This window comes from uncultured Thiocystis sp. (assembly GCF_903866365.1).
GTDB lineage: Bacteria > Pseudomonadota > Gammaproteobacteria > Chromatiales > Chromatiaceae > Chromatium.
Window position 1 is genome coordinate 1 of the sequence record NZ_CAIPNF010000251.1, and the last position, 5,070, is coordinate 5,070.

The following is a 5,070-nucleotide window of genomic DNA, read 5'->3' on the forward strand; positions in this document are numbered from 1 at the left end:
AAGCGAGCCTCAGCGAGCGCCTGAGGGACGTGGGTGATCCGATGGGTGGGTTTATCTCATTCGTGCCAAGAGGGTCTGCGTTGGCCGCGGGGTCGGTCCATGTGGGCTACGCCTACCCTCTTGCGAGGTTTCCGGGGCCAAAGATTCCAAAAAATCTCCCGTACACCTGAAACGCCTCAACACCGACCGATACACCGCCGCATCACGACATCCACAACCCGACCTCGAGGGCCTAGGGTGACAGGCTTGAGCTATTCAGCGACCCCCCATTTCTGGAGGTGCCAGGTCGTCCAGATTTCTCCTCGGACCCCTACGCCATTTCTGACGCCTCAGCAGCCTACCTGTGTGGCACCCGTCGCGCTCTTGCGATACGCGCCAGGGGCGGGACTGTCCCGCTTTCGCTAAAGACCAGGACGAAAGGGCATTTCCTCCCCATGTCCGTTTCATGGTCGCCCAATATTCACAGCCTTGTGCATGGTGAAATGGGTCGAAAGGAGCATTGCAGCTCCCAGCGCCCGTTGTAACCGGACGAGCCCTATTAGAGGCATCCGGCTTCATCGTGCTGATCTCGGTTGGCAACCGAGACCGTGGCGCATCCGCGCCGCGCGTGACACGCAGAGGGGGCTGGCGGCCCCCCGACACAGCGTAGGGGGGCTTGGCCAGCCCCGAGCGATGCGTTCAGTCTAGCCCTTTTTCGGTTCGCCTAGGAAAATCTTAATATGCAGACGATCACAAATCTTGGTGTTAGTCTTATTGTTCTGTATTTTTTACTGCTTCACTCGAGGTTTTTCATGGCCGCCAAGCGCGCCCATCGCCCCCCCGAAGCCCCGCCCCTGGACTGGTTCGTCTTCACCCGCAAGACCAGCCTGATGCAGCGGCTCGCCGACCTGGTGCGCAGCGGTCACCGCTGGTTCGTCGCCGGCAACATTGCCCCCGAACGCGCCGGTCTGCTGGCCGGCAAATTCGACGCGCACTATCAGGTCACGCAGACGCGGCTGCAGGCGAGCCGCGCGCGGGCGGCGGGCGCGGCGACCTTCCGGCTCCTGCTGCTGCACCAGGACGACACGCCCGAGCTGCGTTTTTGGCTGCTGCGCACCGCCGGCGACGTGCCGCCGGCGGCGGCGCGCGAGGCGTGGCAGGACGCACTGGAACAGCGGCTCGAACTAACCGGGTACGAACTGGTGCGTCTGACGCGCCCCGACCAGGCGACGCCGGCGTGGACCTGGCGCTATACCCGCGAGCGCGAGCAAGCGCTGCGCGCGGCCCTGATCGGCGCGATTCGTGGCCGGCGCGATCTGGAGCTGCAGCAACTCATTCACACGATTTGGCGCACCCCGGGCTTTGCTGGCGCGCGCCCAGGTGAAAAAGCTGCGGGCGCTCATCGCCAGCGAATGGACCCGCGGGCGGGGCGTGGGCGAGGCATTTCCGGACATTCCTGCGCGGATCGGCTATGTCCAGCGGTTGCCGGATATCGGGCGGCGGCTTTCCGAACTGGCGGGGGCGCAGCGGGGGCGTCGACGCGGGCCGGCGGATCCCGAGCCACGGGCGGCCACGCCGGCGGTCCAGGATCCGGCGGAGGCCCGACGCGCGGCGACGGCCGTCGCCTTGGCGATGGCCCAAGCCGCAGCGAACGAACAGCAGATGCTGGATCTCGAACAGGATCTATAACGCGAACGGACCGAGCAGCGCGCTCAGGAGGCCGAGGTGGCGATGCGGGAGGTCGGGAGAGCGCGGAACTGCGCGGAGCGGCGCGCGCCGCGCGCGCGTCCGCCACGTCAGGCTAAAAGCCTTTCTCGATGGAGCTGAATGTGCATTCGATGTGCATTTTTTTGTGCATCCAATGTGCATCCGAGTGTGGATGTGCATCCGAATGTGCATCCGAATGTGCATCCGAATGTGCATCCGAATGTGCATCCGAATGTGCATCCGAATGTGCATCCGAATGTGCATCCAATGTGCATCGGTCAGGCGGTCGCGCGGTGCCCCCCAGCACCGCGCCACGCTCGATGACGCGCTCAAGCCCGTGCTGGTCGCGCTGGCGACCGATTAGGCATTGGATGCACGCTACCGCGATCACGACCTGTCTGGCGATTGAGCAGGCTACCGTGAAATCGCTGCAAATCGGCCTATGGCCCTAAAATTAAGGAATCGTTGTCGTCCCTCACTCAAGGCGGCGGTATCGTCACAGTGACGTTCGATCCGGTGCGTTTGATCAGTTCGCCCGCCAGCAATGCCAGCGTGCCTGGCAAGCTGGCGCGGTAGGCGAGCGGGATCGCTTCGAGGAGCGTGCTGTCTGCCGCCAACGGGATCGCTGCCGGCTCGGCGAGCAGCGACGCGGCGCGTTGTCGAAGCTGCCGCATCCGATCTGCGCTGCTTTGTTTTTGCTTCATCGCGTTACAGTGATTTTTTGGCGTGCCTGTCATTTTGTCACTGTAACAAATGTTGTCAAGTCCGCGCCGACACCTTGCGCAAACGATCGTTTGCGCAAGGTGTCGGCAGTGCCGCCTCTTCGCGGGTCGGAGCGTTGCGCAAACCTGTTGTAAAATCGCCGGCAATCACCATAGGAATTCACACGCATGCGCTTTGGCTATGCCCGCGTCTCGACCCAGGAACAAGACACCCAAGCGCAGATCGCCGCGCTGACGGCGGCGGGCTGCGAGCGGATCTTCGAGGAGACGGCGAGCGGCGGGCGCTGGGAACGTCCCGAACTGCAGCGGTTGCTGGCCCAACTGCGTCCTGGCGATGCGGTGGTGGTGTGGAAGCTGGATCGGCTCTCGCGTTCCCTGAAAGACCTGCTGGTGCTGCTCGAGCGCATCGACCACGCCCAGGCCAGCTTTCACAGCCTGACCGAGGCGATCGAGACCGCCACGCCGGCCGGGCGGATGCTGATGCAGATGGTCGGCGCCTTCGCCGAATTTGAGCGCGCCCTGCTGCGCGAACGCACCCAGGCCGGCTTGGAGGCGGCCCGGCGCGAAGGACGCATCGGCGGCCGCCGCCCGAAACTGACGCGGCTGCAACAGCAGGAGATCGTCGCCCTGGTGACCAGCGGGCAGAAGAGCGGCGCGGCCGCCGCGCGGCTGTTTCAGGTCGACCCGTCCATGGTGACGCGCTTGGTTGCCAAAGCGCGCGGTGCCCGCTGAGATGTCCGCCTCCCATCATCCGCATGACGTGACGCCCTGTTTCGCGCTCTCCTGGACGACCCCCAACGCGCCGCGATCCTGTTGCGCGAGCAATTGCCCCCGGAGCTGGCCGCCCGTCTGAGCCCAGAGGCGCCGCGGCTGCTCGATGGCAGCTTTATCGACGAGCGTCTGCGCGACACCCAAAGCGACCGGCTGTACGCCGTGACGCTGACCGATGGCACCGCGGCGCTGCTCTACGTCCTGCTGGAACACAAAAGCGCCGCCGATCCCGGCACGCCGCTGCAACTGCTCGGTTACATGGTCCGTATCTGGACGCGGTACGCGGAGGGACGCGCCGCGCGGCTGCGCCAGCTGCCGCCGATTCTCCCGGTGGTGCTCTATCACGGCGTCCAGCCCTGGCGCGTGCCGACCTCGATTCTGGAGTGCCTCGCGGCCGATGCCGAGCTGCGCGAGTGGCTGCGCGACTTGCGCTATCACGTCCGCGAGCTGGGACCGATCCCCTACGCCGAGCGCTCCGCCGATCCTGCGGTGCGCGCGGTCCTGGGCGCCCTGTGCGCCGTATTCGCCCGGGATCTGAGCGTCGCCGACCTCGCCCGCATCCTGCGCGACCTGCCCGATGGGGAGGCGTTAGAGCGGCAGGTGCTGGTGTACGTCGTGAGACATTACAAAATTACCGAAACCCTGTTCCGGGAGGCACTGAGCCAGGCCAAGCCGGAACGCGAGGAGGCATTGCACATGACCGTCGCTCAAGAGTGGATACAACGCGGTGTCGCGCAGGGGATGCAGCAAGGGCTGCAACAGGGCATGGAACGCGGCCGTCTCGAAACCCTTGTCGAGACGCTAATCGCAATTTTGGAAGCGCGTTTCGGCGGGGTGGACGCGGCGCTGCGCGGGCGTCTCGCAGTGCTGGATCTCGACACCCTGCGCCCCTTGATTCGGCGCGCGGCGACCATCGACACGCTCGACGATCTGTTCGAGCCACCGGCGTCCCACTGAAATCCAGATTAGCGGTCAGAGCAGTGACCTTGACAAGGCGGTGATCTGTTGGCGCGATTGGCAAAGGAGGGACTGACCATGACGTAATCCCGCTCCCATGAAGAAGCGAAGCTCGCGAGTTTCCGCTCTGGACGGCGCGGGCTTACGCGACGATCCCAAGGGGGCGCTGTTTCGCATGATTGGACGCGGCACGGGCCGTCTGACCGCAACCCCCTCCCCCAGGCCAACGCTTACGCCATGATCCAGCGGCAGCTTGGCTGCCGCCGGTATCGAGACAAAGGCGGGAAACCATAGCTTTCGGGCCACCGGGATCACAGCCAATCTCCAGAATGGCGGGACGCTGGAGAAAGCCGCCGCGATGGCGAACCACGCCAGCAGCCGCACCACTCAGCTTTATGACCGGCGGCGGGATGCAATGAGCTTGGACGAGGTCGAGAAGATCGGGATATAGGGCTCGAGCACCCGGTCGAGGACATGCCTGCGCCGGCGGATTTGCTCGCCTCGCCGTACGCTTAAGCCGGTTTTCCGTTCCACTGCGCCTCAAACCCCATCTAGCAGGCGATCGAGTTGCGAGCGACTGATGTGTATCCGCTTCGCCATGTCGACCTTGTTCAGATGCTGGCGGTCCATCGCCTGCTGGAGCTGCCAGGCCAGCACGCGCTTGGTGGCCATTTGCCGCGCGACTTCCAGTCGGCCTTCTTCCTGAAGGAAGTCTTCCAGGCTGGAGCCGATGTGCTGCTCTTCCATCATGGTTCTCCCCTTTGCGAGCCTCTGCGCGACCCCGTCTCTCGTGATTATTCACCGGCCTGGGTCAAAAAGGCGCGACACACCGCTTCGGAGTACCAGCGTCCCTTGGCGACCATCTCCTCCAGCACCGGCTTGACGTGCTTGATATACCCCTTTTCCTTGGCCCGCAGCAGCAGCGAGAGGGTGC

The 5,070-nt window shown here is 64.7% G+C and carries 7 protein-coding genes; 4 read left to right on the forward strand and 3 right to left on the reverse strand.

What is annotated here, in order from left to right; genetic code table 11:
* Positions 1-791 precede the first annotated feature (791 nt).
* The gene (locus QZY07_RS14015; protein WP_295403828.1) at positions 792-1,784 is read left to right on the forward strand and encodes a hypothetical protein; all 993 of its coding nucleotides are present in this window, start codon (positions 792-794) and stop codon (positions 1,782-1,784) included.
* Positions 1,785-2,165: 381 nt separating this feature from the next.
* Here the strand turns inward: QZY07_RS14015 and QZY07_RS14020 are convergent, their stop codons facing one another.
* On the reverse strand, positions 2,166-2,390 hold the full coding sequence (locus tag QZY07_RS14020; RefSeq protein ID WP_295403831.1) for a hypothetical protein: 225 nt from the start codon (positions 2,388-2,390) through the stop codon (positions 2,166-2,168).
* A gap of 186 nt (positions 2,391-2,576) precedes the next feature.
* Here QZY07_RS14020 and QZY07_RS14025 point away from each other — a divergent pair, with 186 nt between their 5' ends.
* The 3 genes from QZY07_RS14025 to QZY07_RS14035 all read left to right on the forward strand — a co-directional run bounded on the left by QZY07_RS14025 (position 2,577) and on the right by QZY07_RS14035 (position 4,587).
* Complete coding sequence (locus QZY07_RS14025; protein WP_295403833.1) at positions 2,577-3,140, forward strand: recombinase family protein; 564 nt, start codon at positions 2,577-2,579, stop codon at positions 3,138-3,140.
* A gap of 36 nt (positions 3,141-3,176) precedes the next feature.
* Positions 3,177-4,136 carry an Rpn family recombination-promoting nuclease/putative transposase gene (locus QZY07_RS14030; RefSeq protein WP_295403841.1) on the forward strand — a complete coding sequence of 320 codons (960 nt, stop codon included), beginning with the start codon at positions 3,177-3,179 and terminating at the stop codon, positions 4,134-4,136.
* A gap of 253 nt (positions 4,137-4,389) precedes the next feature.
* The gene (locus QZY07_RS14035) at positions 4,390-4,587 is read left to right on the forward strand and encodes a hypothetical protein (protein WP_295403836.1); all 198 of its coding nucleotides are present in this window, start codon (positions 4,390-4,392) and stop codon (positions 4,585-4,587) included.
* Between the two features lie 89 nt (positions 4,588-4,676).
* On the opposite strand, the gene QZY07_RS14040 is transcribed toward QZY07_RS14035, so the two are convergent.
* Entirely contained in the window at positions 4,677-4,883 is a 207-nt protein-coding gene (locus tag QZY07_RS14040; RefSeq protein ID WP_295403838.1) for a hypothetical protein, read from the reverse strand.
* A gap of 47 nt (positions 4,884-4,930) precedes the next feature.
* Positions 4,931-5,059: a DUF3368 domain-containing protein gene (locus QZY07_RS14045; protein ID WP_363184248.1), complete on the reverse strand. Its 129-nt coding sequence runs from the start codon at positions 5,057-5,059 to the stop codon at positions 4,931-4,933.
* Positions 5,060-5,070 lie beyond the last annotated feature (11 nt).